This window comes from Caballeronia sp. dw_276, from assembly GCF_018449635.1.
Lineage (GTDB): Bacteria > Pseudomonadota > Gammaproteobacteria > Burkholderiales > Burkholderiaceae > Caballeronia.
Map to the genome: position 1 here is coordinate 1 of NZ_JAAVUV010000010.1, position 25672 is coordinate 25672.

At 60.6% G+C, this 25672-nt stretch carries 21 protein-coding genes, 1 tRNA gene and 2 riboswitches; of the genes, 12 read left to right on the plus strand and 10 right to left on the minus strand.

Annotated features, from left to right (window positions below; all coding sequences use genetic code 11):
* Window positions 1–704 precede the first annotated feature (704 nt).
* The 7 genes from HB633_RS20625 to HB633_RS20655 all read right to left on the minus strand — a co-directional run bounded on the left by HB633_RS20625 (window position 705) and on the right by HB633_RS20655 (window position 8078).
* The gene (locus HB633_RS20625) at window positions 705–1880 is read right to left on the minus strand and encodes a cytosine permease (RefSeq protein WP_255581044.1); all 1176 of its coding nucleotides are present in this window, start codon (window positions 1878–1880) and stop codon (window positions 705–707) included.
* A gap of 78 nt (window positions 1881–1958) precedes the next feature.
* Window positions 1959–2348, minus strand: coding sequence for a glutamyl-tRNA amidotransferase (locus tag HB633_RS20630; protein ID WP_218626818.1), 390 nt, complete (start codon window positions 2346–2348; stop codon window positions 1959–1961).
* A 70-nt stretch (window positions 2349–2418) separates the two neighbouring features.
* Window positions 2419–3378, minus strand: coding sequence for a carbamate kinase (gene arcC, locus HB633_RS20635; protein WP_213780027.1), 960 nt, complete (start codon window positions 3376–3378; stop codon window positions 2419–2421).
* Between the two features lie 18 nt (window positions 3379–3396).
* Window positions 3397–4800, minus strand: coding sequence for a DUF1116 domain-containing protein (locus tag HB633_RS20640; protein ID WP_213780028.1), 1404 nt, complete (start codon window positions 4798–4800; stop codon window positions 3397–3399).
* Between the two features lie 10 nt (window positions 4801–4810).
* Window positions 4811–6367 (minus strand): acyl-CoA synthetase FdrA, encoded by a 1557-nt coding sequence (gene fdrA, locus HB633_RS20645; RefSeq protein ID WP_213780029.1) that lies wholly within the window; start codon window positions 6365–6367, stop codon window positions 4811–4813.
* Between the two features lie 125 nt (window positions 6368–6492).
* On the minus strand, window positions 6493–7380 hold the full coding sequence (locus tag HB633_RS20650; protein WP_213780030.1) for a DUF2877 domain-containing protein: 888 nt from the start codon (window positions 7378–7380) through the stop codon (window positions 6493–6495).
* Between the two features lie 29 nt (window positions 7381–7409).
* Complete coding sequence (locus HB633_RS20655; RefSeq protein ID WP_213780031.1) at window positions 7410–8078, minus strand: cysteine hydrolase; 669 nt, start codon at window positions 8076–8078, stop codon at window positions 7410–7412.
* A gap of 534 nt (window positions 8079–8612) precedes the next feature.
* Here HB633_RS20655 and flhF point away from each other — a divergent pair.
* Genes flhF through HB633_RS20670 form a run of 3 tightly spaced genes read left to right on the plus strand, consistent with a single transcriptional unit; the run spans window position 8613 to window position 12013 of the window.
* Complete coding sequence (gene flhF, locus HB633_RS20660; protein ID WP_213780032.1) at window positions 8613–10322, plus strand: flagellar biosynthesis protein FlhF; 1710 nt, start codon at window positions 8613–8615, stop codon at window positions 10320–10322.
* Window positions 10315–11250 (plus strand): MinD/ParA family protein, encoded by a 936-nt coding sequence (locus HB633_RS20665; protein WP_213780239.1) that lies wholly within the window; start codon window positions 10315–10317, stop codon window positions 11248–11250. Before flhF ends, HB633_RS20665 begins: the two co-directional genes overlap by 8 nt.
* 31 nt (window positions 11251–11281) lie before the next feature.
* Window positions 11282–12013 (plus strand): RNA polymerase sigma factor FliA, encoded by a 732-nt coding sequence (locus HB633_RS20670; RefSeq protein WP_056364589.1) that lies wholly within the window; start codon window positions 11282–11284, stop codon window positions 12011–12013.
* 21 nt (window positions 12014–12034) lie between these two features.
* Here HB633_RS20670 and HB633_RS20675 read toward each other — a convergent pair whose 3' ends face one another.
* Window positions 12035–13129, minus strand: a complete 1095-nt coding sequence (locus HB633_RS20675; RefSeq protein ID WP_213780033.1) for a GGDEF domain-containing protein — start codon at window positions 13127–13129, stop codon at window positions 12035–12037.
* Between the two features lie 303 nt (window positions 13130–13432).
* On the opposite strand from HB633_RS20675, the gene HB633_RS30975 reads away from it, so the two are divergent.
* Both HB633_RS30975 and HB633_RS20680 read left to right on the plus strand, forming a co-directional pair.
* A complete protein-coding gene (locus HB633_RS30975) occupies window positions 13433–13603 on the plus strand; it encodes a type II toxin-antitoxin system HicA family toxin (protein WP_255581051.1) in 171 nt (56 codons plus the stop codon).
* 49 nt (window positions 13604–13652) lie between these two features.
* Window positions 13653–14075: a type II toxin-antitoxin system HicB family antitoxin gene (locus HB633_RS20680; protein ID WP_213780034.1), complete on the plus strand. Its 423-nt coding sequence runs from the start codon at window positions 13653–13655 to the stop codon at window positions 14073–14075.
* 27 nt (window positions 14076–14102) lie between these two features.
* Here HB633_RS20680 and HB633_RS20685 read toward each other — a convergent pair.
* Window positions 14103–14178, minus strand: a tRNA-Arg gene (locus HB633_RS20685).
* A gap of 324 nt (window positions 14179–14502) precedes the next feature.
* Here HB633_RS20685 and HB633_RS20690 point away from each other — a divergent pair.
* Complete coding sequence (locus tag HB633_RS20690) at window positions 14503–15408, plus strand: c-type cytochrome (RefSeq protein ID WP_213780035.1); 906 nt, start codon at window positions 14503–14505, stop codon at window positions 15406–15408.
* 38 nt (window positions 15409–15446) lie between these two features.
* On the opposite strand, the gene HB633_RS20695 is transcribed toward HB633_RS20690, so the two are convergent.
* A complete protein-coding gene (locus HB633_RS20695; protein ID WP_213780036.1) occupies window positions 15447–17543 on the minus strand; it encodes a UvrD-helicase domain-containing protein in 2097 nt (698 codons plus the stop codon).
* A gap of 264 nt (window positions 17544–17807) precedes the next feature.
* On the opposite strand from HB633_RS20695, the gene HB633_RS20700 reads away from it, so the two are divergent.
* The 6 genes from HB633_RS20700 (at window position 17808) to HB633_RS20725 (ending at window position 25646) form a co-directional block, all read left to right on the plus strand.
* Window positions 17808–18854, plus strand: coding sequence for an oxidoreductase (locus HB633_RS20700; RefSeq protein ID WP_213780037.1), 1047 nt, complete (start codon window positions 17808–17810; stop codon window positions 18852–18854).
* 137 nt (window positions 18855–18991) lie between these two features.
* Entirely contained in the window at window positions 18992–19369 is a 378-nt protein-coding gene (locus tag HB633_RS20705) for a hypothetical protein (protein ID WP_213780038.1), read from the plus strand.
* 107 nt (window positions 19370–19476) lie between these two features.
* Window positions 19477–19590, plus strand: a riboswitch (glycine riboswitch).
* A gap of 26 nt (window positions 19591–19616) precedes the next feature.
* Window positions 19617–19752, plus strand: a riboswitch (glycine riboswitch).
* Between the two features lie 105 nt (window positions 19753–19857).
* Window positions 19858–20982 carry a glycine cleavage system aminomethyltransferase GcvT gene (gcvT, locus tag HB633_RS20710; RefSeq protein WP_213780039.1) on the plus strand — a complete coding sequence of 375 codons (1125 nt, stop codon included), beginning with the start codon at window positions 19858–19860 and terminating at the stop codon, window positions 20980–20982.
* Between the two features lie 67 nt (window positions 20983–21049).
* Window positions 21050–21430, plus strand: a complete 381-nt coding sequence (gcvH, locus tag HB633_RS20715) for a glycine cleavage system protein GcvH (protein WP_213780040.1) — start codon at window positions 21050–21052, stop codon at window positions 21428–21430.
* Between the two features lie 66 nt (window positions 21431–21496).
* Entirely contained in the window at window positions 21497–24424 is a 2928-nt protein-coding gene (gene gcvP, locus HB633_RS20720; RefSeq protein WP_213780041.1) for an aminomethyl-transferring glycine dehydrogenase, read from the plus strand.
* Between the two features lie 118 nt (window positions 24425–24542).
* On the plus strand, window positions 24543–25646 hold the full coding sequence (locus HB633_RS20725; protein ID WP_213780042.1) for an alginate lyase family protein: 1104 nt from the start codon (window positions 24543–24545) through the stop codon (window positions 25644–25646).
* Window positions 25647–25672: the final 26 nt, after the last annotated feature.

Here is a 25672-nt window from a genome sequence, read left to right on the forward strand (position 1 = left end):
GCCCCTGATCTCACTATGAAATGTGTCAGCTATGTCCTCGTACAAGTGTCAACTATGTCTCCGGTCTAAACACAAACGGCGACAAAGAAACGAAGCAAAGAAAACGCCTTTCAACCGCTAATTCTTAAGTGTCCACAGCGTGCAGTGACAACTATTTGGGACCCCAAAAGCACGCTCAGCGCATAACGCCGGACAGTTGAAACCCTCCCCCTCCGTCAAAGGCAACCCACACGCTTCGCCACCAGTGTGGTAATCCGTTAACCAGGCCTCCGCGCTGCGCGCGCTGGCGCCCAAACCAAAGGGTCCGCTGTACCGGTGACGAAGTCTCGAATCCAAGATGCTTTGAACTCGTTAAGGGCTATTTCATTGTTATGCGCAGACCAGGTGTCCGTATTAACGGATTCCCACACTGGTGGCGAAGCGTGTGGGTATCTGTGTTCGGAGGGGGAGGGTTTCAACTGTCCGGGGTTATGCGCTGAGCGTGCTTTTGGAGTACCAAATCGTTGTAAATGCACGCTTTGGACACTTATGTGCCGATTGTTGAAAGGCGTTTTCTTTGCTTCGTTTCTTTGTCGCCGTTGGACAAAGAAATGAAGTCCCGCCACGGACAGTGGCTAATAGTGCTAGAGAGAACAGCTAGAAACGAACGCGCGGTAGCCTAAAAAGCAGCAACCCAACCCCAACCCCTCCCCCGCATCCAAGCGCTAGCGGCCTTTCCGTGAAATCCGGCTAAAAACCCCATAACACGCGCAAGCGCCCAAAATAGAATCAATCGATGGAATGCTCGTGAAGGTAAAAACATCCTTCACCGTCATAAACCCGACCAACGACCCGATGATCCACGCAACAAAAGTCATCACCTTGATCTGCGACTCATCAGCAAGCACCTTCTCGTCATACCCCGCACGGCGATACAGCAAAAAATCCGCAATATAAATCCCCGCCACCGGCGGTGTCGCAATCCCGAGAAACAGCAAGAACGGGATGAACCATCCCATGATGTCCATGCTCCCCACAATCACAGCAAGAACGCCCAGCGCAACGGTGATCTGCCATTTGGGAAACCGCGTGAACAACGTCGATACAACCAGCGTCCCCTGGAACATATTCCCGGCATTACCCGTGACCGTCGCGAAAATCAAAAGCAGCGCGGCCGGAAGAACAGCCCCGAACACGGCCATCGATCCGAGCAACGAACTCTGTCCCGTCATTCCGCTCGGCGTCGCACCCGCCCAATACAGCAACGGATAAGCAATCAGAAACGTCAGTCCCGCGCCCAGCACCGCATGCTTGCGGTCATGCACGAAACTGCCGAAATCCGGCAACGTGGCGACCAGAACGATGATCGTGCCCACAACCGTCGATACCGCCACGCCCGTATTCATCTCGGCAAGACGCGCCGGTATCTCAACCTGCCCGTGCGCTGCGACATAAAGACAATACGCGAGCATCAACGCAATGACGGGCACCGCGAACTGCGCAACCTTGCCCAATAACTCGAAACCAAACGCGGTCGCGGCGACGAAGATCACGCATCCTATGGCGACCAGAACGGGTACCGGCAGGTTGAGCCCGTGCTGCGCCAGAAGGTCGTGCACGGAATGACCGAACATGTTGGCCGTGACGGCAATCCATCCGAACAAGCTGACGGCAAGAAGAATGTTGATCGCGATCGCGCCTTTTTCGCCGAACGGGTACTTCACGATTCCATACGTCGGCAATCGCGCTTTCTCACCCACGCAAATGGTGATGATCGACAAGATGGTCAGGATGATGCTGCCAATCACCACCACCTTGATGAGAGCCGAACTGGACAACTGACTGCCCAGACTCGACGATGAAAGCAGCACCGGCGTCACCGCAATGCCCAATAAAATCATGGCAATGCGATGTCCGGGCGCAGTATTCAAACGTTCGCTAGTTTCGCGCATACAAATAGTCCTCAGTGCTCGTGCGTTTCACGCGGAATAGAAATGGCCGGTGTACGCGCGCCAACTGCCGTGCGAGGTGATCTCCTTCTGGTTTTCGACGAGCCACGGTTCGGCAAGGACGCCAAGCACCTGGGTGCCATCGCGCAACGTGACCTTGCCGATCGACAATCCCGACGGCTCGCTCAGCAACAAACCCGCAAACGAAACCAGCGGCAATGCCCAAATCTCGAGCGCGACGGACGTTCCGCCTTCGGCGACGCGAATCATCCCCGGATGACGATCGCCGATGCTCCAGATCCGGTAGTGCGCATCGGTTTGATCCTCGCGAACGAAGACGCCCTGCGCGGCCATCATGTTCGGGTTCAGTTCCAGTCCGCGCATGAGCGTGCCGTTGACGGCGAGCAAGGTGGTTTCCATAATCGATATGCCTTTGTTATATGTTTAAAAATCTGGATTGCTAAATAATTAATATGTGATCAAAGAACGCTTATTGCGTGATCCACGTACCGGTTTTTTGATCGAGCGCACGATGAATCGCTTCAGGGCTCGTGATCAAGCCTTTCCCGTTGCCGCCGCTCGCCCGGCTATACGCAACAAAACGCATGATTGCTTCGATCTTCGGCAACATGCTTCCCGCGCCGAATTGATCCTGCGCTATCAAGGTTTTCGCTTCTTCAAGACTCAACGTGTCGAGCCAGCGCTGATCCGGTTTGCCAAAGTTGATCGCGACCTGTTCAACGCCCGTGGGAATCAGAAGCAGATCAGCGCCCAGCTGTTCAGCGAGCAGCGCGGAAGCCAGGTCTTTATCGATAACCGCTTCCACGCCCGAGATCTGCTGCTTCTCATCAACCAAAACCGGAATGCCGCCGCCTCCGCACGCAATCACGATGCAACCCTGCGCCAGCAGCGACGCAATCACCTCGCGCTCCATGATTTCGAGCGGTTGGGGCGACGCCACCGTACGGCGCCATCCGCGTCCCGCGTCTTCCATCAGCGTCCACCCAAGTTCCTGCTGACGCTTGCGGGCGGTGGGTTCATCGAAGAAAGCGCCGATGGGTTTTGCCGGATTGCGGAACGCCGGATCGTCGCGGCTTACGCGCGTTTGCGTGACGACGGTCACCACGCGCCGGTCGATTCCCCGCCGACGCAACTCGTTACTCAACGCCTTCTGAAACATATAGCCAATAGCGCCCTGCGTATCGCCGACCGCATAGTCGAGCGGCACGGGACGGACTTCGTCGGCGGCGATTTCGGAGCGCCGCAGAATGAAGCCGACCTGCGGCCCGTTGCCGTGCGTGAGCACCAGATCCCACCCGGCCGCGATCATTTCGGCGATGTGTCCCGCGCTCTCGACCACGGCTTCGTATTGATCAGGAATACTATTGTGTTCGTCGTCGCGAATCAGCGCATTTCCGCCAACCGCGACGATCGCCAGAGGCTTCGTCATGTTGCGTCCCAGTGTGGATTAAACGTATTCGGCCAGCGCGCGAATTGCATCGATAAACCCCGGCATCGGCGCCGTGGTAATCCCCGCGCCGATTTGCCCGACGCCCGCCTGCTTGTGCGCAATGCCCGTGTTGATGATCGGCAGGATGCCGCGGTCGACGACCTTGCGTGCATCGATGCCCGCGGCTGTCGGCGCGAAATTCAGCGCCGGCAGCGTGAACGCGGGATTCCCGCCGATCGTGATCGCCTGCATGCGGCGGCTGTTGTTCGTGGCATCGGCGGGCGTTCCCCCCACGAACTTGACGATAGCCGGCGACGACGCCATGGCGAATCCGCCCACGCCGGCTGTTTCGGTGATGGCGCTGTCGCCAAGATCGGCGGCCGCGTCCTCCACGCCGTATCCCGGAAAGAACAGGCCTTCGACCGGATTGGCCGGTGCCTGGAACCAGCGGTCGCCGGTGCCCGACATCTGAATGCCGAAGTTCACGCCGTTGCGCGCCATGACGGTGATCATGGAACTGAAGGGGACGTTGTGGGCGGCGTCCATCATCGCCTTGCAGGCGGCCATCGAAAGATTCAGGAAGAAGTGATCATTCCCCACAATGAACGCCGTCACGCGCTGGATGGTGTCGATTGGCAAACCGCTGGACAGCAATGCGGGAATCAGCCGTTTGACGAGCAATCCCGTGGCGGCGGCGTTGCGGTTATGCACTTCGTCGCCCATGTGCAGTGCTTGCGCCATCATCGGCTTGAGTTCGACTTCGCCGAGCACCTTCAGCGCGGCCTTCAATGCGGGCGCGAGTTCGTCTTTCATCCAGTGAAGACGGTCGAGCACTTCGCCATTGTTCGCGCCGAAGCGCAGCACCTTGCCGAGCCCTTCGTTGAAGTTGCTGAACGTGCGGCGGCCGTTCGTCTTGTTTTCGATGACCCACAGCGGCATCGACGGGCTGATGATGCCGGCCATCGGACCGACTGCGCCAAAGTGATGACACGGCTCGAAGCGGATCGCGCCGTCCTGCGCCATTTTTTCGGCGGCTTCATGCGTCGGAGCCCAGCCTTCAAAAAGGATCGCGCCGATGATCGCGCCCTTCACCGGCCCGCACATGTTCGGCCAGTCGATAGGCGGCCCCGCGTGCAGGATCAGCTTCCTCTGCGACATTGCGCTGATCGCGCTCGACGCGGTCATCACGTCGACAAGCACCGGTTGCGCCGCAATGTATTGATGGAACGCCTGCTCGTTGGCCTGCTCGACCAGCGGATGGCGGATCAGCGACGCGAGCGCGAGCCCCGCATCAACGTCGCCAAGCGCGGGCGGCTGCCAGCTCAGGTTGATCACGTCGCCGCCGGCGAGCGCGAGGTTATCGGCGAAACTGCTCAAGCCCGCGTTGACCACATGCAGTGGCTGTTGGAATAGCGTATTCATCATGGTTCCGTTATTTTTGCGCCTGGATTTGAGCGACGTGGCAAGCCCAGAGCGCGGCTTGCGCGTTGCAACCCGCGACCAGCACGCGGGCTTCGCGCAAGATATCGACTTGGCGGCTTCGGACTTGCGGGTCGGCCTGCGTGCCGCAAACGTGCGAGATCAGCACCGGCAGATCGCGTCCGGCCGCTTGCAAACGCGCGTGTTCGATCAGCGAGAGCAACTCGGTTGCGGGGTCCATCGACGCGCCGTAGCCCAACACGAGGTCGAAGAGGACGACGGCGGTTTGAGCATCGTTCAATTCAGAGAGAACGCGTTGGTTGCGCAGCGTTGGATCGATCATCGGATGCGGGCGGCCGCGCGTGAAATCGTCGTCGCCCATGTCGACCAGCGTGTGGCCGGAGCTGCGCCAGATGTCCTCGAGTTTGGTGTTCTGTGCAACCGGCGTATTCGATGAAGCCGGAAATCCGCGTTCGCGCAGCAGCAACTGGCTTTCGTAGCAGAACGTGCCGCCGGCAAACACCCCGCGAACGAAACGGCGGATGGGCGGCATGGTGCGGCTGTATTCATCGAGACGCTTGGCATCCGGCGCGGCCACGACCGCCACCGATTCCGGCAGCGCGGTTCCGGCCAGCAACGCGACGGCGAAGCCGGCCGCATCCGCCAGGGTGTGCGCGGGCGTGATGCCGGGCACGTTCATCTCGCTCGCATTAGCGCCAAGAAAATTGACGACGACCGGCTTTCCCGCCGCCCGCGCGCGCGCCAGGATCTTCTCCGCGACGGCTGGCGCCGGCGGCTTCGAAATCAGCACGATCACCTTTGTGTCCGGATCTTGGGCGAGCGCGTCGAGTCCGTACAACATGGAGATGCCGCCGATCTCCTCGTGCAGGTCGTGCCCGCCGGTACCGAGCGCCTGCGAGATCCCGGCTCCCAACTGGTCGATACGGCTCGTCACTTCCTGCAGCCCCGTCCCCGATGCCGCCACCACACCGATCGCCCCGCGCCGCACCACGTTCGCGAACCCGAGCGGCATGCCGTTGACGATGGCCGTACCGCAATCCGGTCCCATCACCAGCAGGTTTTTCTCGCGGGCGAGGGTCTTGATTGCGCGTTCCTGCTCGAGGCTGACGTTGTCGCTGAAGAGCATCACCGACATTCCCAGATGCAGCGCCTTGGTCGCCTCGGCCGCAGCGTAATCGCCGGGCACGGAAATCAGCGCAAGGTTCGAGGCGTTTTCCAGCTCCGCCGCCATCTCAAGACTCACGAGCGGCGGCGGGCGCACGCCGTCACCGCCCGATTCCTGCGGCTTTGCGCTCAGCGCTTCTTCGGCGAGCGTGAGCGCGGCGTCACAGGCGGCGTCACCGCCACGCACGGCGATGACCAGATCGTTCGGACCGGCCTTGACGCCATCGTCGAGATTCGCATCGCGTAGTTGCGCCAGGTTGGTCTCGGTGCCCATTGCCACCGAAGCCTGCTCGATATCCGGCAACGCACTGATGCGAGCCGAGATCTGCATCAGAGAGACGGAGTCCTGATACATGTTCTTGAAGACCTTCGTTCTTATGCTCATTTCCAATTCCGGTGATCGTTACACCCGATGCTTCAAAAGCGCCCGAATGGGGGCCTGGCGAATCCGGCGTTGCACACGCCGAATGCCATCGAACTGATGAACAGTTATTCGCTGAGTTTTGCCAGTCAGCGGGTTTCTTCCTGCGCTACCGTTTGAAGTGACCTGATTCCATGCAAGAAACCTCCGAGACAATCCACACCAGAAGACGCGCCGAATTCCATGACTTTGTTCGCGGCGATCGCAATATCCGGAACTTGCGATCCGCGAATCAAAATGCTGATCAAATGATCAATGGGTTCGGAATAATGTCCCTGAAGTCCGAGGGTCAGATAATGCCGGCTGATACTCGTGGTCCGATGCAGCTGACTCTTGATTGCCGGCCGCAACAGTTTCAAATGCGCACTAATAACTTCATTGTGTTGCCACGGCTGTAACGCCGCGAGATAACCTAAAAGATAGTCGTCGCCATCGGGCGTCAACCCCGTGCCGAAGCCGATCAACTCGGCTACGGCCGCGTCCAGCGCCGGCTTTTCATCAGCGACATCCAGGCGCGGCGCGCGTCCGTCCAAGGGCCAGCCCGGCAGCAATTGCAGATTGCTTCGTACCTCGCGCTGCCGGCAATAAGTAATGAGCTGGCTCGCGAGCGCCGGATAGACGCCGAGGAATGCATCGAGCGAACACGCCTCCGGCGCCTTTTCCGCGCTCGGCCGCCAGCAAGGCGCCCGGCTGAGATCGGCGCGCCAGCGTGCAGCGCGCAACACGTTGCCCTCCAGCACCACGGGCTCGCGCGGCCGCGACTGATGGCGCCAGTCCCAGCCCGGCGGCGTGACTATCCGGATAGCCGTTGGCAAGTTCTGGAAACGCGGACTCAGCAAGGTCAGCAACTCTCCGCTCGCCGACGACAGGTTCAACGCATGCTGAAAGTGACTGTGCACCCAGAACCGCAGCGCTTCGCGTGGGCCGTGCTCGGCCAAATAGCCGACGGAGGACACTTCGAACGTGAGGAGCGCCATGGTCCGGAGCCTGAAAAGTCAGCTTGAGATCAGCTGCGCAATCCATCGATAACCCCAGCCGAATTGCTCACCCAGCCGAAAATCGCGCCTTGCGCCTTGATCATTTCCAGCGCCGACTTCTGGAATTCCGGGAAATACGAACCTACGCAGTCGGCCGGGATGATGCATTCATAACCGCGGTCATTGGCTTCGCGAACCGTGGTCGTCACGCAGACTTCGGTGGTCACGCCGCACACGATGAGCGTCTTGATGCCGTGGTTTTGCAGGATCAACTGCAGGTCGGTTTCATAGAACGCGCCCTTGCCGGGTTTGTCGATGATGGGTTCGCCGAGCGCCGGATAAAGCTCGGGGATGATGTCGTGACCCGCTTCGCCGCGCACCAGGATGCGGCCCATGGGGCCGTCCGTGCCGATGAAACGCTTGCCGCCACGCGTGAGTTTGGCCGGCGGACAATCGGCGAGATCCGCCCGATGTCCTTCGCGCGTGTGGATGATCAGCAGCTGGGCGTCACGCGCAGCTTTCAACACTTTTTTGCATGGTTCGATAGCGCTGCGCACCAACGAAACATCGTTACCCAGTGCTTCCCCGAAACCACCCGGCTCAACGAAATCGCGTTGCATGTCGATCACGACCAATGCGGTCGTGGCTGGGTCGAACGGTAACGAGAATGGCTCAGCCTGAAACTGTCTTTGTGGCATTTCAATTTTCCTTGATTAATGTCAGGGCCCGAAATGTTGCGTCAGATATTGCATGCAATATGAATAAGCCGTCGAATTATTATATGGAGGTTCTTTCCGCCGCACGAATGAATTTTGATGGATTTAAAGATTATTCATTTTCTTTTAAAGTTAATTCCATTCGTTTCCTAAATTTAATAAAACCATTATCACAAATGCATAACGCCCTTATTGCGAATGGATAAACCGGCTGGCGACATAATGGCGCGCACCGTGAATAAGAACACGCCATCGCACGCCGAAATTGGGTTGGCAGCCCGAAGCAGTACAGCTAATTGTCTGATGTTTGACGCGCTTCCCCCGTTCGCGCACAAGCCAAGTTCCGAACCCCCGAATTACCCCGCTTTCCCGGCTCTTATCAGCCGATGGCGTTGCAGCGCCCCACGCAATAATTCACTCACTGGATAACGGCACGTCGCTTGAGCGCAAGACTCAAGCAACCGCGACCGTTCAACCGCAATAAAACAGCGTGGGCGCGAGCTCAACGGGGGTCAAATGAACATCCGCAAATTCATCGGTGCTACAAGTCGCGACGCGTTTCGTCTCGTGCGCGAGGCGCTGGGTCCTGATGCGGTGGTCCTGTCGAACCGGGTAACGGAAGACGGCAGCGTCGAAATCGTGGCCGTGGCCGACGGCGATCTCGCGAAGATTTCCCCGAAAGCGGCGGCGCAGCAGCGCGAACTGAAGCTGAGAGAAGCGCCGGTGAGCACGAGCGCGCCTGCGGCTCATCACGCCAACCCCTACGCAAGCGGCGATGTCTTCTCGTCGGTGTTCGGCGCAAACCCGGAACCGCTCGACGATATCGAGCCTGAAGTTCGCCGCCCGGACGCGCAGGAGCCGCAGGAATCATCGCGCACGATGGCCGAGTCGAATCCCTGGCTGATCGAACACGCGCGCCGCGTCGCGCAATCGGTCACCGAAGGCATGCCGCAGCGTTCGCTGAGTGCATCGGCGGCGATTGCCAAGGGCCTCGGAAGTCCCGTTACCGTCGTGCCGCAAGACACGCGTGAAAAGGCCGATGCCCCGGAATGGACCCGCGAAGCCGCCCAGCTCGCCGCCCGCCGCGCCGAGAACAAGCTCGCCCAGCGCCAGGCCGCTGAAATGCCGATGCCGGCGCAAGTCCAGGCGCCCGCCGCCAGCATGACGCAGGAAGGCGCGTTCGCGGGCCTGCCGGCATCGGCGGCAGCGGCAGTGACTGAAGCTATCCGTGCGCGCATGGAACAGGTCGTCAACGACACCGTCATGCACGAACTCTCGTCCATGCGCGGCATGATGGAAGAGCACTTCGCCGGCTTGTTGTGGGGCGACCGCCAGCGCCGCAGCCCGAATCACGCCGCGCTCACCAAGCGCCTGTTCGCCGCCGGTTTCTCGGCGCAACTCGTGCGCATGCTGATCGACAACATGCCGGAGATCGAACACGCGGAAGCATCGATGCAATGGGTCCAGCAAGTCCTCGAGAACAACCTGCCCGTCATGGACAGCGAAGAATCGATGATGAACCGCGGCGGCGTTTTCGCGCTGATGGGTCCCACGGGCGTCGGCAAGACGACGACTACCGCGAAGCTCGCCGCGCGCTGCGTGATGCGCTTCGGCGCGAGCAAGGTCGCGCTCCTGACGACCGACAGCTACCGGATCGGCGCACACGAACAACTGCGCATTTTCGGCAAGATCCTCGGGGTATCGGTGCACGCAGTGAAGGACGCAGCCGACCTGCAACTCGCGCTTTCCGAATTGCGCAACAAGCACATCGTGCTGATCGATACCATCGGCATGAGCCAGCGCGACCGCACCGTTGCCGATCACATCTCCATGCTGTGCGGCGCCGGGCGGCCCGTGCAACGCCTGCTGCTGCTCAACGCAACCAGCCATGGCGACACGCTCAACGAAGTCGTGCAGGCGTACCAAAGCACGCCGGACCAGCCGCCGCTCGCGGGCTGCATCCTGACCAAGCTCGATGAAGCCACGAACCTGGGCGGCGTGATCGATACCGTGATTCGCTACAAGCTGCCGGTGCATTACGTATCGACGGGACAGAAGGTGCCGGAAAACCTGTACGTCGCGACCAAGCGCTTCCTGATTAAAAGCGCGTTCTGCATTCCGCGCGACGGCTCGCCATTCGTGCCGCAAGACGAAGACGTGCCGCCGCTCCTGTCCGCGCTCTCCGCGCGCGCTTCCACCGAACTGCATGAGGTTCACTTTGGATAAGTTCGTGTCCGATCAGGCTGAAGGCTTGCGCCGTCTGCTGACGCGCAACAGTTCACGAGTGGTCGCCGTGTGTGGGGCGCCCGTAGGCGGAATGCCCGGGACCGGCAACACCTCGACGGTCGTCAACCTCGCGGCCGCGCTCGCGGCGCAAGGCAAGGACGTTCTGGTTATCGATGAACGGCAGAACGCGATGTCGGCAAGCAGGTTGGCGAACGTGCCGTCCACGGGCGCGCTCGGCGCCGTGCTGACCGGCAAGCGCTTCTTGCAGGACGCCGTCACGCGTACGCCGTTCGGCTTTTCGATGATCGCCGCACCCCGCGACGAACGCATCAGCCACGACGCCGCCCATTGCCGCATTTTGCTCGATGGCCCCGCTGATATCGTTCTCATCGATACCCAGCCGGACCGCAGCGGCGCGCTGTCCACGCTCGCCGCCCAAGCGCACGACTTCGTGATCGTGACGCGCGTGGCGCCCGCCGCGATCACCGAGGCGTATGCCTGCATCAAGCGCCTGCATTACGCACACGCCATCTCGCGCTTCCGGATCGTGGTCAACCACGTGAAGAACGCCGCCGATGCGCAAATCGCCTTCGACAACCTCGCCGGCGTCGCCAGCCGCTACCTTGCCGTGCAGCTGATGCAGGCCGGATGCGTGGCGGAAGATCCGCGCGTGGCGAAGGCGCATGAACTGTCGCGCTGCGCGGTCGAAGCATTCCCCACGACCGCTGCCGCGCGCGATTACCGTCACATCGCGGCCGACCTGCAGTATTGGCCGATGCCAGAAAGTTCGCACTTCGAATGGCCGGTGCAAGCCGTCCATATGGAAACGCCACGCAATATCGAGCGTTCGATCAACCCGGGAGCGACCTCGCGCCGCACCGAAACAACGTTGCCGGAGTTTGCAATGCGCAGCCCGGCGTCGGTGTGACGAAGCAAAAGAAGGAACAAAGGTGAATGCGATGTATAACGCCCAGGGAAAACTGTCACAAGCCGAGGTCCTGACCCGCTACGCGCCGCTCGTGCGCCGGCTGGGTCTGCAACTGGTCGCCAAGATGCCGGCCAGCGTGGATCTCGACGATCTGATTCAGGCCGGCATGATCGGTCTGCTCGATGCCGCCAGCCGCTACAAAGAGGACCAGGGCGCGCAGTTCGAGACCTACGCCAGCCAGCGGATTCGTGGCGCGATGCTCGACGAGTTGCGCGCCAACGACTGGTTGCCGCGCAGCATGCGCAAGACCTCGCGCGAAGTCGAGTCCGCGGTGCACAAGGTCGAACAGAATCTTGGCCGGTCGGCAAGCGAACAGGAAGTCGCCGAGCATCTCAAGATGCCGCTCGACGAATACCAGACCATGTTGCAGGACCTGCACGGCAGCCAGCTGATCTATTACGAAGACTTCGACCGGTCATCGGATGACGAGCCCTTCCTCGACCGTTATTGCGTCGATAAAGCCGATCCGCTCTCCGCTTTGCTCGATGGCAGCTTGCGTTCGGCACTCGTTGAAGCCATCGATAAATTGCCCGAGCGCGAAAAATTGCTGATGAGCCTGTATTACGAAAAGGGCTTGAATCTGCGCGAAATCGGCGCCGTGATGGAAGTCAGCGAATCGCGCGTGTGCCAGTTGCATAGCCAGGCCGTTGCGCGTTTGCGGGCGAAGTTGCGGGAACAGGCGTGGTCGGGCGTGGAGGCTTGAGTCGAGGACCTTTGAAGCGGCTCAAGTCGCTTCAAAGTCCGCGCCTTCGGCAAATACCGTCCGGCCTTTGCCGAGCGCTTTAGCACGATACATCGCACGATCCGCCGCGCGCATGAGTGCGGCGTTATCGGTGTAGATGGATTTCAGGTCCGGCGAGATCAGGCACGCGCCAATACTCGCCGACACATTCACCATCCGGTCCTGAACCGACGTCATTTCAGCCAGCACCGCGTGAATCCCGTTCGCGACCGTGTGCACGGCGTGGCTGCCCGTCACGTGGCGCGCGAGGACCACGAATTCATCGCCGCCGAGACGTGCGACTGTATCGGTGGTCCGCACGCGGCGTATCAGCGAATCCGCGAAGGTTCGCAGCACGACGTCGCCGACTTCGTGGCCGTAGGTATCGTTGACTTCCTTGAAGCCATCGAGATCGATCAGCAACAACGCCGTTGCGCCCTCCTGTCCCGTCGATACCGCCGTCACCGCCCGCCCGATGGTTTGTTCCAGTGCGTACCGGTTGCTCAGGCCGGTAAGCGGATCGGTGCCCGCCCGGAGCGCCAGGTCGCGATTCGCGTTGCCGAGCCGCCCGATCAGCACGCTCAGATAAACCGATGCCGCCAGCACGCTCAAACCAATCCCAAGCGCTGCTGGCCAATTGAGTTGCCACCATGGCTGCAGCATCGATAGCGCCGCTATGCCGACAAGCGCCGTGACGCACGATAAAGCCAGCGTCCTTTTGCCGTAACGTCCCCCCGCACCGATCAGGAAAAGGAAGATGGCCCAGAGCATGGGCAGTGCGAGTGCGCCGCCGGCGGCAAGTATCAGCGCGAGAAGCGCCTGATCCGCGATCGTGGTGATGGCGAGGCGCACGTCGGAATGACGCGGCATCCAGCCGATGATCACCCGGCTCGCAACGCCATAGACCATGTACAGCGCCAGCACGCGAAAGCATGCCGTGGCCGCGGGAGACGGATCGAACCACGCCAGCGCGCCGTACGCGACGGCGGCAAGTCCGCCGAGTGCGACTCTGAGCGTGGCCTGCTCCCTTTCCGGATCGCGATGCGGCGACCACACGTAGCCGCGCGGCCGCTGCACGGGGTCGTTCGCCTGCCCCATTTGTGTCCCCTTTTTTCTGGCTTAGTGGTTTAAAACCGCGTTTTCTGAAGTGGCTGCGTAGTGCGCAACCGCAATCCTACTGCGTCAGAGGACGTTGTAAGTAAAGGGAAAATTGGGGCGCGGATGGATCGGCGGACGGGGATTTGGGGCGGGAGTGAAAGGGTCAATGGCGGAGGTGGCTCTTGTTTCGGCCCGGTTGGGAGGTTGAGGGTAGCTACGATGCGTTGTTTGCGGCGCGCGGAGCCGAGGTTTGGATTGCCCGGCTTCCGCGCCCACTTAACTACGCACGTTTTCTTCGAACCGATGCAGAGACGGTTGCAAAGCGGGTTCAAGCAAGGCGCGACTTTTACAGATGGCACCCGACACATAAAAGTCTACTTAAACGGACGGCAAACCACGCTACCAAGGCATCCGAGCCAAGAAATTTCAGAACCACTCCGAAAGGCGATTCTCAAACAACTAGGCATTAATTGATTGCAAGCCCGTCGTGGCTGGCGCCGTGCTAAGAAAACAGGAAAACATAATGTTCCGCTATCCCGCCCGACTCAAAGCCGACGAGGCTGGTTTTACGGTCACCTTTCGCGACATCCCCGAAGCCATTACCGCAGGCGCCACTCGCGAGGAAGCTATTGAAATGGCAACGGACGCGCTCGCGACGGCGATGGATTTCTATTTTGAAGACAAGCGCCCGGGTCCAATGCCTTCCGACGCAAAGCGTGGGGAGACACTGATAGAGCTTCGCGCCAGCGTCGCGGCAAAAGTACTGTTATTAAATGCGATGCTCGCGCAACACGTCACGCCCGCCGAACTGGCTCGACGCATGCACACGCGCCCTCAGGAAGTGAACCGTGTAATTGATCTTGGGCACGCAACGAAAATCGATACGATCGCTTCTGCGCTGGCAGCGCTTGGCATGCGTTTGGAGCTAAATGTGATCCCGGCATAACCGGGCAACTCGATTTGCGCTAATTCTTGGTGCGCCCGGCTGGGATCGAACCAGCAACCCCTGCCTTCGGAGGGCAGTACTCTATCCATTGAGCTACGGGCGCATATGAGCGAGGGGCTCCGCGTTCCATATACAAAATCATGGAGGCAGGACCGCTGCGAGTCCGAAACAATACCTGTTTTCGGCCGGTTCGTCCATCGCGAGGCCTCTAACGTCAAATGCCCGCCCTTCGCGAAACCTGGGCATAAACCGCAAAAATCCGGGTTAACACGCGCTGCGACAAGCCTTTGCGAGCACGCCGCCACGTAAACGTTCCGTCTATAATCGACCGTGCTGGCGAAAACGTTTAAAAGCATTCGAGAGATCTGCCCCTGCTGTCACGCTGTCGCTGGACCGACTCACAAATAAAAAGGGAGACGAGACGAGCATGAGTGAAGCACCCCACGGAGTCCCGATCAAAACGCCCGGCCAACTCATCGCGGCAATCGTCGCCGGGTTCGCCATTCCTATCGTCGTGATCGTCCTGCTGGCCGTCTACGTCAACAACACGACCCGCACCGGCGCCGGCACCGACTCGCTGTCGGATGCCGCCGTCGCCCAGCGTATCGCCCCGGTCGCACAAGTCGATATCCGCGCCGCCAACGCCCCCCGCGTCTACAAAACCGGCGAGGAAGTCTTCAAGGCGGTCTGCACGACCTGTCACACGGCAGGCGTAGCCGGCGCGCCGAAGTTCGGCAATGCGGGCGATTGGGCGCCGCGCATCGCGGAAGGCTACGACACGCTGCTTCACAACGCGCTCAACGGCAAAGGCGGCATGCCGGCACGCGGCGGCACGAGTCCCGACGACTATAGCGACTTCGAAATCGCCCGGGCAGTCGTCTATATGGCTAACGACGGCGGTGCAAAATTCGCCGAACCCGCGCAACCGGCGCCGGGCGCGGCAGCGGGCGCCTCGGCTGCAGCGGCAGGTCCGGCCAGCGGCGCGGCGGCCGGAGCAACCGATAACGCCCAGGCCGCAGCGGCGGTCGCCGCCTTGGCGAATGTCCCGCAGGCAGGCTCGGCCCCCGCCGCAGGTGCGCAAAGCGCGGACGCATCGCAAGCTGGCAAGGCGCTGTACACGCAGGTTTGCCAGGCGTGTCACGCCGCCGGCGTGCTCGGTGCGCCAAAATTCGGCGATAAGGAAGCTTGGGCCGCACGCCTGAAAGAGCCAATGGACACCGTCTACGGCTACGCGCTGCACGGTAAAGGCGCAATGCCGCCAAAGGGTGGATCGAATGCATCCGATGCCGACGTAAAAGCCGCTGTCGATTACATGGTTGCGGCGTCGAAATAGGGCGGATTTTCGGCCGATTTTTTAATCCAGCGACGAAATCAAGCCGGCTTCTGCAACAGCTCCTTGAGCCTCGCCATCCGGTCTTTCGGCGACATCGGCGCTTCCTCTTCGGTGGGTGGCGGGGCATCGTCGAGAAGCATTTCCGGGATAAACCGCGACGCCTCGCAGACCACCGTCTCGCGCGCCCGCTTGCGCTTCTTGCACCAGTTCAGATGCAAACTGCGCTGCGCACGCGTGATCGCGACGTACATCAGCCGCCGCTCTTCCTCAATACGGCCCGTGTCCACAGGCGCATCGGCATCGGCGTCCGGATTGCCACGGTGCGGCATGATTCCCTCTTCCACGCCGACCAGAAAAACGTGCGGATATTCGAGTCCCTTCGATGCATGCACCGTCGATAACCTTACGGCATCGGGATTTTCGTCCTTGCCTTCGAGCATGGACATCAGCGCGACCGTCTGGATCAGGCCGAGCAGGTTCTTGCCTTCATCGCCGAAACCGTCGGCATTGTCGTAGCCCGTTGCTTCCGCGCCCGCTACCTCCGGCTTCGTGCCCTTCTTCTTCAGCCACTCGCAGAATTCGAGCACGTTCTGCCATTTGGACTGGGCTTGCCGCTCGTCGTGGGCATCGTAGAGATAGGCCTCGTAATGGATGGCTTCCATCATGTCGTCGAGCACTTCGGTCGCCGGATCACGCCCCGCCCGGTCGGACAAACGCTGCATCCAGTCGCAAAACGCGCGCAACGGCTCGACTTGCCGGGCCGACAAACGCGCCTCGATCCCGCCCATGAACACGGCCTCGAACAACGAAACCTTCGCCTGGCCCGCGAACGCGCCGAGCGCCTCGAGCGTCGTATTGCCGACACCGCGCCGCGGCGTGGTGATCGCGCGGATGAAAGCGGGATCGTCGTCGGGATTTGCGATCAACCGCAGATACGCGACGATGTCCTTGATCTCGGCTTTATCGAAAAAGGATTGGCCGCCGGAAAGCACGTACGGAATCCGCTCGCGCCGCAAGACTTGCTCGAAAATCCGCGCCTGGAAATTCCCGCGATACAAAATCGCGTAATCGCGAAACGCCGAGCGCCGCTCGAATTTATGCGCCGATAACCGGAACACGACCGATTCGGCCTCGTGTTCTTCGTCGTTGCAGGCAGTCACCGTGATGGAATCGCCCATGCCGTGTTCGGACCAGAGCTTCTTCTCGAACAGCTTGGGATTGTTCGCGATCACGTTGTTCGCGGCGGTCAGAATGCGAACCGTCGATCGATAATTCTGTTCGAGCTTCACCACATGCAGCTTCGGAAAATCCTTGCCCAATTGTGCGAGGTTTTCCAGCGTCGCGCCGCGCCAGCCATAAATGGCCTGATCGTCGTCGCCTACGGCCGTGAACGCCGCACGCGGGCCGGCCAACAGCTTCAGCAACTCGTATTGGCAGGCGTTCGTGTCCTGATATTCATCGATCAGCAGGTAACGCAGCCGGTTCTGCCACTTTTCGCGAACCTGTTCGTTCTCCGCGAAAAGCTGCGCGGGCTTGAGAATCAGGTCATCGAAATCCAGCGCCTGATACGCGTGCAACGTCGCCACATAGCTCCGGAACACAATCGCGGCCTGCATCTCGTCCTCGTTCGATGCCATCGCCGCCGCCTGATCCGGCGACACCATGCCGTTTTTCCACAGCGAGATGATCGATTGGACCTTGCGGATCATGCCCTTGTCCGTGGTTCCGAGCTGTTCCTGGACCATGCCGAAACAATCGCTGGAATCCATGATCGAGAATTGCGGTTTCAGGCCGACGTGCTCCGCTTCCTGCCGCATGATCTGGACGCCGAGCGAGTGAAACGTCGAGATGGTCAGCTGATTCACCGGCACGCGACGGCCTTCCTTGCCAGGCGTGGTCAGCGTCTTCCCTTCGAGCAACTTGGCCGTGCGTTCCCGCATTTCGAGCGCGGCCTTGTTCGTGAAGGTCAGCGCGGCGATGTGCTTGGGCTCGAAACCCTTGCCTTCGATCAAATGCGCGATCTTCTGCGTGATCACGCGCGTCTTGCCGCTGCCGGCGCCGGCGAGCACGAGACACGGACCATCGAGATAGCGCACCGCTTCGGATTGCGCGGCGTTCATACCTGCTGCGGACATCGTTCGGACACTTTGAGATGCGTAAATCGGGCGGACGTTTCAGCCGCCGGAGCTACGCGTTGGTGAGCAAGAAAGCGAGAAAAATCGTGCGGTTAAGTGAACCGCTCGATTTCGAGAGCGCGATGTTAACACGGAAGAAACTGTCGATCGAAGGCATTGGTTCTGACCCTTTCGCTTTGAAAAATGAGCTCGACCGATGGCGTTCCGGGCCGAAACTGCCCCGTGCCACAATACCGGCGTCGCCAATACAAACAGGATGCCTGCATGACAGCAATTCTAAAAGTAGGCCTGATGGGCTATGGCTTTGCCGGCGAGACTTTTCACGCGCCCGTGATCGAGCACTGCGGCCGTGCAACGGTCGCCGCCATCGCGACGGGCAAGCCCGAGCGCGCGCAAGCCGATTATCCCAATGCGAAAATCGTCGAGGATTTCGACGCGCTGCTGGCGCTCGACGACATCGATTGCATCGTGATCGCGACGCCGAACGACACGCACTTCGACATGGCCAAAAAGGCGCTCGAAGCGGGCAAGAACATCGTTGTCGATAAACCCGTCACGCTCTCCGGCGCAGACGCCAAAACGCTCGCCGATCTCGCCAAATCCCGCGGCTTGCTGTTCGCGCCGTTCCACAACCGCCGATGGGACGGCGATTTCATGACCGTGCGCGCGCTGATCGAAAGCGGCCGTCTCGGGCGAGTGACGCATTACGAGTCGCATTTCGACCGGTTCCGCCCGAAAGTGCCGCAGCGTTGGCGCGAGGAGGCATCGCGCGGCGGCGGTCTGTTGTTCGATCTGGGGCCGCATCTCATCGATCAGGCGCTCGCGCTTTTCGGCGCGCCGCAGACGGTTTTCGCGAGCGTCAAGGCGCATCGCGATCACGCCAGCGCGCCGGATTACGTCCATTTGCTGCTTGGCTATCCGGACAAGGAAATCGTGCTGCACGCGACCGCGCTCGCCGCGCTCGAACCGCCGCGCTTCGCCATTCACGGCACACGCGGCAGTTATGTAAAGACGGGACTCGATGTGCAGGAAGACCAGCTGAAAGCCGGTCTGCGCCCGGGCAACACGGAATTCGGCAAGAATCCGCCGGGCCTTTTGCGCGAAGTCGACGGCGACCACGACCTGCGCCAGGAATTCGCCACGCGCGATGGCGCTTATGTTGAGTTTTATCGATCGCTTGCGGCGTCCGTGCTCGATGGCAAGGCGTTCCCCGTCACGGCGCAAGATGCCGTCAACGTCATGACGATCATCGATATTGCCATTCAGAGCAACGCCGAAGGACGCCGCCTGGACTTTACGCCGCAGCCATAACAAACGCCCCACGCCGGACTTTCAAACACACAGCGTTACATTTGCGGGCCGCTCCGGCGTCAGCCGGCGCCGCTCGCGGACCGTTCTTCTCCGGTCGTCCAGGTCTTATCTTAAAAAACCAGAAGGGGAGAACTTTCATGCTGACGCTCAAGCAAAGTTGCGCACGTGCGCTCATTGGCGTGGCGCTCGCGGGGTCGCTCGCGGCGTGCGTCGTCGAGCCAACCCGCCAAGTCGATGTCGTGCGCGAGGCGCCTGCGCGTCCCGATCCGCATGCCGAGGCGGTGCATCGGATGGATCAGGTCAATGGCCGCATCAATTCGCTCTGGCATCACGTCGATCAGCGGGTGAATCAAGGGTTCTATCCGCCGCCACAGGGCGATGCGTTTCATCATCGCCTGGATGTGATCCGGCAAGAGTCGCGGGACATGGCTTCGCAGCACGGCGGCGGTTTGTCGGGCGAAGAACAGCGCACGTTGAACGGCGAGCTGGACGGGCTTCAACACGCAATCCAGTAAGTTCGATCGCGCTGGCGGACGTTCCCAGCGTCCGCCAGCCATTAGTCTTTCTCATGGCGCTATCAGCAAAGCTCGTTTGACATTCGTATATCGGTCGCGTAAATTCGCCGCACGCGTCGGGAGAGAGCGCTGGTTGTGTTCGTTGCATCTGGAACAACAATCGAGCGCCGCCGAAGGGGCACACCCACAAACTCTCAGGCAAAAGGACCGGCTGCGTCGAAATTCCGTTTGTGCAACATCGAATGGAAAATCGCACTCTGGAGAGCGGCATCGGCTGATCAGGCAGTAACGGCCAGTTGCCCACCGAAGGGGCGCGCGTTGGAAGTCGAAACATCGGCTCAACAACGTGCAATCTCTCAGGTACCGAGGACAGAGGGGTCATGTACCGGATCGCTACGCGGTTTGGGCTTTGCGTTTAAAAGCCCCAGCTCCGAGCGGGTTCGTCGCATGGCCTTTTTTTGTTTTCGCGTACGCCCGAGGCCCGCTCCATGTCTGATCTTCAACACACGCCCTTGCACGCCACGCACCTCGCGCTCAACGCGCGCATGGTCGATTTCGGCGGCTGGGACATGCCCGTCAACTACGGTTCGCAGATCGACGAACACCACGCGGTGCGCACCGACGCAGGCATGTTCGACGTGTCCCACATGCGCGTCGTCGATTTCACCGGCGACAAAGCGCGCGAATTCTTCAAGTACGCCATCGCGAACAACGTCGACAAGTTGACCGTTCCAGGCAAGGCGCTTTATTCATGCTTGCTGAACCCGGACGGCGGCGTGATTGACGACCTGATCGTCTATTTCTTCGCCGATGACAATTTCCGCGTCGTCGTGAACGCCGGCACGGCCGAAAAAGACATCGCGTGGTTCGGCCATCTGAATGCGGAAGGCGGCTTCGGCCTGACGATCACGCCGCGCCGCGATTTCGCGATCGTCGCCGTGCAAGGTCCGAATGCGCGCGAAAAGGTCTGGCAAGTGTTGCCGGAAACGCGCGAAGCGACCGCCGATCTCAAACCCTTCAACGCGGTGCAATTTCCCGAATCGTCATTCGGCGACGTGATGCTCGCGCGCACCGGCTACACGGGCGAAGACGGCTTCGAAATCATTGTTCCGGCCACGCAAGTGGAAAAATTCTGGAACGCGCTGGTAGCGCTTGACGTAAAGCCGGCGGGTCTCGGCGCACGCGACACGCTGCGTCTGGAAGCCGGTATGAACCTCTACGGCCAGGACATGGACGATAAAGTCTCGCCGCTCGACGCCGGCCTTTCGTGGACCGTCGACCTGACCGATGCAAATCGCGCTTTCGTCGGACGCGCGGCGCTCGAGGCAAATGGATCGAAGGCGCGCTTTGTCGGCCTGATTCTGCAGAAGGAAAACGGCCGCGCCGGTGGTGTACTTCGTGCTCATCAAAAGGTCGTCACGGCCGACGGCGAAGGCGAGATCACGAGCGGCACATTCTCGCCTTCAATGCAGGAATCCATTGCGTTTGCACGGGTGCCGGCGAACGTGAAACCGGGCGATCAAGTGCACGTCGTCATCCGCGACAAACAACTGCCGGCAAGCGTGGTAAAACTGCCGTTCGTGCGCAACGGCAAGGTTCTGGCGGCACTTTAAGCCGCTTCCGAATACTCGGCAAAAAGCCACGCACGTCCCACCCTCAAAGACAAATTGGAGCATCCGAATGAGCATCCCGGCCGACCTCAAATACACCGAATCGCACGAATGGGTGCGCACTGAATCAGACGGCACCTTTACCGTCGGCATCACGGATCACGCGCAGGAAGCACTCGGCGACGTGGTGTTCGTCGAATTGCCGCCGATCGGCAAGACCGTCGCTGCGGGCGACGCCATTGCTGTGATCGAATCAGTAAAAGCCGCGTCCGATATCTACGCGCCCGTTTCGGGCGAAATCGTCGGCGCGAACGATGCGTTGACCGGCTCGCCGGATCAGATCAACGGCACGCCGTACGAAAGCTGGCTCTTCAAGATCAAGCCCGCAGCCGATGCCGGCACGGATCGATTGATTGACGCCGGCGCTTACGGCACCTCGATCGGCGAGTAAAACTTCTTAACGACTGTGCGGCGTGCTTAGCAATAAAACAAACACGCCGCACCTGCAGGAATTCTCATGAAGCTCGAACACCCGGATCGTCTGATGAACCGCTCATCCTTGTCCCTCGCCGCGCTCGAATGCCACGATGCCTTCGCCCAGCGGCACATTGGCCCGGATGCGGCCGACCAGCACGCCATGCTCGACGCGCTTGGTTTCGCGTCGCGCGCGGCGTTCATCGACGCGGTGATTCCCGAAGCTATCCGGCGCCACGAAACGCTGCCGCTCGGCGCGTTCACGCAGCCGAAAAGCGAGGCGGAAGCGCTGGCATCGCTGAGAAAGCTGGCGGATCAGAATCTGGTGTTCAGAAACTATATTGGTCAGGGTTATTACGGCACGCACACGCCGGCCGTGATCCTGCGCAACGTGCTTGAAAACCCGGCCTGGTACACGGCTTACACGCCGTATCAGCCGGAGATTTCGCAAGGCCGTCTGGAAGCGCTGCTGAACTTCCAGCAAATGGTGATCGACTTGACAGGTCTCGCCATGTCGAACGCGTCCTTGCTCGATGAAGCCACCGCCGCCGCCGAAGCCATGACGCTCTTGCAACGCGTGGGCAAGCCGAAGTCGAACCTGTTTTATATCGCCGACGACGTGTTGCCGCAGACCATCGAAGTCGTGCAGACGCGTGCGAAACCTGCTGGCATCGAAGTGAAGGTGGGGCCCGCCGCCGATGCCGCTTCGGCCAACGCGTTCGGCGTGTTGCTGCAATATCCCGGCGCGAATGGCGATGTGCATGATTACCGCGCGTTGACGGAAGCCGTGCATGCGGCGGGCGGTTTTGTGATCGCCGCCGCTGATCTGCTCGCGCTCACGCTGCTCACGCCGCCGGGCGAATGGGGCGCGGACGTGGCGATCGGCAATACGCAGCGCTTCGGCGTGCCGGTCGGTTTCGGCGGTCCACACGCGGCGTACATGGCCGTGCGCGATGACTTCAAGCGCCAGATGCCGGGCCGTCTTGTAGGCGTCACCGTCGACGCCCAGGGCAAGCACGCGCTTCGCCTCGCGCTGCAAACGCGTGAACAACATATTCGCCGCGAAAAGGCGACATCGAATGTATGTACGGCGCAGGCTTTGCTCGCGATCATGGCGAGCATGTACGCCGTGTATCACGGGCCGCACGGTTTGAAGACCATCGCATTGCGCGTGAATCGCGTGGCGTCGATCTTCGCGGCCGGCGTGCAAAAGCTTGGCTACACGCTCGCGAACGAAACTTTCTTCGATACGGTCACGATCGTTAGCGGCGCGAATACCACGGCGTTGCATCAGGCCGCATCCGCCTTGCGCGTGAACTTGCGCCACATCGATGCAACACGCGTAGGCGTTTCCGTCGATGAAACCACTTCGCGCGACGACCTGCTCAAGCTCTTCGCATTGTTCGCGGAAGTGGCGGGCAAGACGGAAACGTTCGATATCGACGCGCTGGATTCGGACGCCAAATCCTCCTTGCCGAAAGCATTGGAACGCACGAGCGAATACCTCACGCATCCGGTCTTCAACCGCCATCATTCCGAGCACGAAATGCTGCGCTACTTGCGCAGTCTCGCCGACAAAGATCTCGCGCTCGATCGCACGATGATCCCGCTCGGCTCCTGCACCATGAAGCTGAACGCGACATCGGAAATGCTGCCGGTGACGTGGCCGGAATTCGCGCAGATTCATCCGTTCGCGCCGGCTGAGCAGACCGTCGGTTACCGGACCATGATCGATCAGCTCGAGCAGATGCTGGTGGCGTGTACGGGCTACGCGGCGGTATCGCTGCAACCGAATGCCGGCTCGCAGGGCGAATACGCCGGCTTGCTGATCATTCACGCGTATCACGCGTCGCGCGGCGAAGGGCATCGGAATATTTGCTTGATCCCGTCGTCGGCGCATGGGACGAATCCCGCATCGGCGCAAATGGCAGGCATGCAGGTCGTGGTCGTTGCCTGCGATGAACAAGGCAACGTCGATATCGCCGACTTGAAAACGAAGGCCGAAAAGCACGCGGCGAATCTCGCCGCGATCATGATCACGTATCCGTCGACGCACGGCGTGTTCGAAGCTAATGTCCGCGAAATTTGCGAGATCGTGCACGGGCACGGCGGCCAGGTTTATGTGGACGGCGCGAACATGAACGCGATGGTCGGTCTCACCGCGCCGGGCCAGTTCGGCGGCGACGTTTCGCATTTGAATCTGCACAAGACGTTCTGCATTCCGCACGGCGGCGGCGGACCGGGCGTGGGTCCCGTTGCTGTCGGCGCGCATTTGGCGAAGTTCCTGCCGAATCAGCAATCGACCGGTTATCAACGCGATGCATCGGGCATTGGGGCGGTATCGTCGGCGCCTTATGGCTCGGCCGCGATCTTGCCGATCTCGTGGATGTACATCGCGATGATGGGCGCAGAAGGCCTCACGGCCGCGACCGAAAGCGCGATTCTCGCCGCGAATTATGTGGCCAAGCGCCTCGCGCCGCATTACCCCGTGCTGTACAGCGGCGCGGGCGGTCTGGTCGCGCACGAATGCATTCTCGATCTGCGTCCGTTGAAAGAGACGAGCGGCATTTCGGTCGAGGATGTGGCGAAGCGTTTGATCGATTACGGTTTTCATGCGCCGACCATGAGCTTCCCGGTTCCCGGCACGCTGATGGTCGAACCGACGGAATCCGAGTCGAAGGAGGAATTGGATCGGTTTATCGATGCAATGATCGCCATTCGCGACGAAATCCGTGCGGTCGAAGAAGGCAAGTCGGATCGCGAAGACAATCCGCTGAAGCACGCACCGCATACGGCGGCGGTGGTTGTGGCGGACGAATGGACGCACAAGTATTCGCGCGAAACGGCGGCGTATCCGGTGGAATCCCTGGTGGCGCGCAAGTACTGGCCACCGGTGGGCCGTGCGGACAACGCTTACGGCGACCGGAACCTGTTCTGCTCGTGCATTCCGCTGTCGGAGTACGGCGAATAAAGCAGCAGACCTGCCATCGATTCAACTGTGCGGCTTTTCCCGAAGCCGTACAGTTTTGCCGGATTCGCGCAACACCAGATACCATCTCACCCGAACGAAGCCAATCAGGGAGTTTTGCATGGCGCGACAGGTGCGAATGGTGAATAAGACGTGGCGTGTTCCGGCGATTATCGCGGCCCTTGCAGCAACGGCGTTGAGCGCGCAGAACGCTTGCGCCGCAATGAATTTTTGCGCCGCGCCCGCGATGCAAAACAGCGAGCGCACGAACGCCGATCCGGGCGTGAAAGCGCTGGTGAAAATGGTGCAGGCGCATTTGAACGAGCAGCCGAAAGCCCGCGCGACGTTACATACGGAAGGCACGTTGCCGCATCAGGGGATTCGCGACGAAAGCGAGGAAGCGGAGAAAGATCTCGCGTTGATGCGCGACGCCGCGCTCGCATGGCGAGCGACGGGAAATGAAGCGTATTTGCGTCTCGTCGACCGGTTTTTATTTGCATGGGCGACGACGTATCAGCCGAGTTTTAATCCTATCGATGAAACGAATTTCGAGTCGCTGATTCTCGCCTACGACCTGACCGCGAGCGCGTTGCCCGTGAAGACGCGCAATCCCGCGAATGCGTTCATTACGAAAATGGTGACGGGCTACATAGCGGATATCGATAAACAGAAACGGCCGCTCACCGGTACGTATCGGAACAACTGGCAGAGTCACCGGATCAAGTTGATATCGATGGGCGCGTTCACCATCGACGACCGCAAGCTCATCAACGCCGCGCAGCGTTTGTACGTGGAACATATCGGCGACAACATCGCGCCAGATGGCTCGACCGTCGATTTCGCCGAACGCGACGCGCTGCACTACGTGACGTACGACCTCCAGCCTTTGGTCACGGCCGCACTCGCCGCGCGCCGGCACAACCGCAACTGGCTTGCCGAACGCGCGCAATCCGGCGCGACGCTGGCCGGCGGGTTGAATTGGCTGACGCCCTACGCGCTCGGCACGCGCACGCACGAAGAATTCGTGAATTCGAAAGTCCCCTTCGATGCCTCCCGCCGCGAAGCCGGCCTGCCCGGTTTTTCGGGCCAATGGGATCCAAAGAACGCTGCCGAACTGTTTCATCTTTCAGCGCGGCTGGACGGGCGTTACACGCCTATCGCGTTGCGTCTCGCACCTACTCCACCCGCCTGGCTTGCGGTTTGTCTACCGCTGCCGGCGCGATGATTTTCTAGCGGCACTTTGCAGGAGCA